General features: G+C 71.4%; 3 protein-coding genes. 2 read left to right on the top strand and 1 reads right to left on the bottom strand.

The window, feature by feature from the left end; genetic code table 11:
• On the top strand, positions 1-772 hold a 772-nt coding region (locus QH283_RS17190; protein ID WP_280504004.1), incomplete at its 5' end, for a glycine cleavage T C-terminal barrel domain-containing protein.
• 24 nt (positions 773-796) lie between these two features.
• Positions 797-1,897: a branched-chain amino acid aminotransferase gene (locus QH283_RS17185; protein ID WP_280504003.1), complete on the top strand. Its 1,101-nt coding sequence runs from the start codon at positions 797-799 to the stop codon at positions 1,895-1,897.
• Positions 1,898-1,934: 37 nt separating this feature from the next.
• Here the strand turns inward: QH283_RS17185 and QH283_RS17180 are convergent, their stop codons facing one another.
• Positions 1,935-2,648, bottom strand: a complete 714-nt coding sequence (locus tag QH283_RS17180; protein WP_280504002.1) for an MBL fold metallo-hydrolase — start codon at positions 2,646-2,648, stop codon at positions 1,935-1,937.
• Positions 2,649-2,870: the final 222 nt, after the last annotated feature.

Here is a 2,870-nt window from a genome sequence, read left to right as displayed (position 1 = left end):
GCAGATCACCCCCGTCCCCACCCCCCCCAACCCCGCCGTGGGGGGGCGCCGCCGGGCGGCGGCCGCGCCGCTGGGCGTGACCGCGACCCCCCAGCCCCGCGTGTTCGCCGTCTTCGCGGTGCAGGGCCCGGCCGCGGCCGGCGTGCTCGACGCACTCGGCCTGCCCTCGGACATGGAGTACATGGCCTTCGCCGACGCGCGGTGGCAGGGCAGGCCGGTCCGGGTGTGCCGCACCGGTTACACCGGGGAACACGGCTACGAGGTGCTGCCGCGCTGGGCCGACGCCGAGGCGGTGTTCCTCGCGCTGGCCGACCAGGTGAAGGCCGCGGGCGGGCAGCCGGCCGGGCTCGGCGCGCGCGACACGCTGCGCACCGAGATGGGCTACCCGCTGCACGGGCACGAACTGTCCACCGAGATCACCCCGGTGCAGGCCAGGGTCGGCTGGGCGGTGGCCTGGTCCAAGCCGCGGTTCTGGGGCAAGCAGGCGCTGGAGGCGGAGAAGGCGGCGGGCCCTCGGCGCACCCTGTTCGGGTTGCGCGCGCTGGATCGCGGTGTGCTGCGCCAGGATCAGACCGTCTCGCGTGCTGGCGTGCCCATCGGCCGTACGACCTCGGGCACCTTCTCCCCGACGCTGAAGATCGGCATCGCCCTGGCCTTGCTCGACACCGGCGCCGGGATCGAGCCGGGCGCGGAGGTCGAGGTGGACGTACGCGGGCGCGCCCTGCGCTGCGAGGTGGTCAAGCCGCCCTTCCTGCCGCCGCGCACATCCTGAATCGACCGGATTAGGATCATCGCCATGACCGTTGCCGCACAGTTCGCCCGTGTTCCTCATCCCGCTCCCCAGTCGGATCAGCGGGTAGCGGAGATCCTGGCGGCACCGGGATTCGGTCGGCACTTCACCGACCACATGGTGTCCATCGACTACGTCGAGGGCCAGGGCTGGATCAACGCCAAGGTCGAGCCGTACGGGCCGCTGTCGCTGGACCCGGCCACCATGGTCTTCCACTACGGCCAGGCGATCTTCGAGGGACTCAAGGCCTATCGTCAGCCCGACGGCAGCGTCGCCACCTTCCGCATCGACGCCAACGCCGCGCGCTTCCGTCGTTCGGCGCGCCGCATGGCGATGGCCGAGCTGCCCGAGGAGCTGTTCATCGAGTCGGTGCACCAGCTGCTCGGGGTCGACGAGCGCTGGGTGCCCGCTGCGGGCGGTGAGGAATCGCTGTACCTGCGGCCGTTCCTGTTCTCCACCGAGGCGGGCCTCGGCGTGAAGCCGGCCTCCTCCTACAAGTACCTGCTGCTCGGATCGCCCGCGGGCGCGTACTTCCCGCGCGGGGTCAAGCCGGTGCGGGTGTGGCTGTCCACCGAGTACGTGCGCGCCGCCCCCGGCGGCACCGGCGAGGCGAAGGTCGCGGGCAACTACGCGGCCTCGCTGCTCGCCCAGGCGCAGGCCTCGGAGAAGGGCTGCGACCAGGTGGTGTGGCTGGACGCCTGCGAGCGCCGCTACGTCGAGGAGATGGGCACCAACAACCTGTTCTTCGTCTTCGGCTCCGGCTCGAACGCCCGCCTGGTGACCCCGGAGCTGTCCGGTTCGCTGCTGCCCGGCATCACCCGCGATTCGCTGCTGACCCTGGCCGCCGACTCCGGCTACCAGGTCGAGGAGCGCAAGATCACCGTCGAGGAGTGGCGCGAGGGCGCGGCCTCCGGCGAGATCAGCGAGGTCTTCGCCTGCGGCACCGCCGCGGTCATCACCCCGGTCGGCTGGGTGCGCTCCACCGACGGCGAGTTCACCATCGGCGGCGGTGAGCCCGGCGAGGTGACCATGGCGCTGCGCGAGACGCTGACCGGCATCCAGCGCGGCACCTTCGCCGACGTCCACGGCTGGATGCGCAAGGCCTGAGCGCCCGGCGGCGATCCGCCGGGCGGTCGCGGGCCGATCAGCCCGGCATGAGCATGTGCCACTGCTCGAGGGTCTGCGGGCGCATGACGTAGTTGTTGTCCTTGATCGTCGACAGCGCCGCGCTCGGCTCCTGGGAGTACCAGTGGCCGGGGTAGACCACCGGATCGCCCCGCAGGCCCGCCAGATAGCGCAGGCTGCGGAACATCTCGTCGCTGTCGCCGCCGGGGAAGTCGGTGCGGCCGCAGCCGTCGACGAACAGGGTGTCGCCGGCGACGAGCCGGTTGTCCACCAGGAAACACTGGCTGCCCGGGGTGTGGCCGGGAGTGTGCAGCAGCTCCACGCGCACCGCGCCGACCTCGATGGTGTCGCCGTGCTGGTGTCCGGTGAGTTCGCTCGGCGCGATGCCGGTCACATCGGCGACCCAGGAAAGTTCCTGACTGTTCACATGTACCGGGACGGGCTGTTTCTCCAGCAGTTCGGCCACGCCGCGCAGGGTGAAGCCGAGCATGCTGCCGCCCACGTGATCGGGATGGTGGTGGGTGGCGAGCACGCCGGTCAGGCGTAGGCCGTCGCTCTCGGCGATGTCGACCAGATCACCTGCCGCATAGGCCGGGTCGACCACCACGCATTCACCGGCCTCCCGGTCCCCGATCAGGTAGGCGAAGTTTCGCATCTGGGTCGCGATCGGGTCGCCGACGGCGAAGTCGCGCCCGGCCAGCAGCTGCCGGAAATACAGACGGTCGGAAGACATACGCCCCACCCTAGGCGTATCGTGCCCACCCCCGCGCATCGGCGAGATAAGTACCGGTCAGTTGGGTTCGTCCCTCGGTGACCGGCCGTTCCCGGAAGCGCGCCCCCGGAATCAGGGGGTTGCCAGAGAGAAGCCGATCGCCGCGACCGCGACCGCCACCTCGGTCGCCGCGCCGAGGACATCGCCGGAGAGCCCCTCGAACCGGCGCGCGCAGTGACGCAC

This window comes from Nocardia farcinica (assembly GCF_029867845.1).
GTDB lineage: Bacteria > Actinomycetota > Actinomycetes > Mycobacteriales > Mycobacteriaceae > Nocardia > Nocardia farcinica_A.
The sequence above is the reverse complement of the archived record's forward strand: the minus strand, read 5'-3'. Positions and strand labels throughout refer to the sequence as shown.

Bases quoted from the DNA above. Each gene is read 5' to 3' on its own strand.
- QH283_RS17185 (WP_280504003.1), top strand. From the start codon at position 797: ATGACCGTTGCCGCACAGTTCGCCCGTGTTCCTCATCCCGCTCCCCAG.
- QH283_RS17180 (WP_280504002.1), bottom strand. From the start codon at position 2,648: ATGTCTTCCGACCGTCTGTATTTCCGGCAGCTGCTGGCCGGGCGCGAC.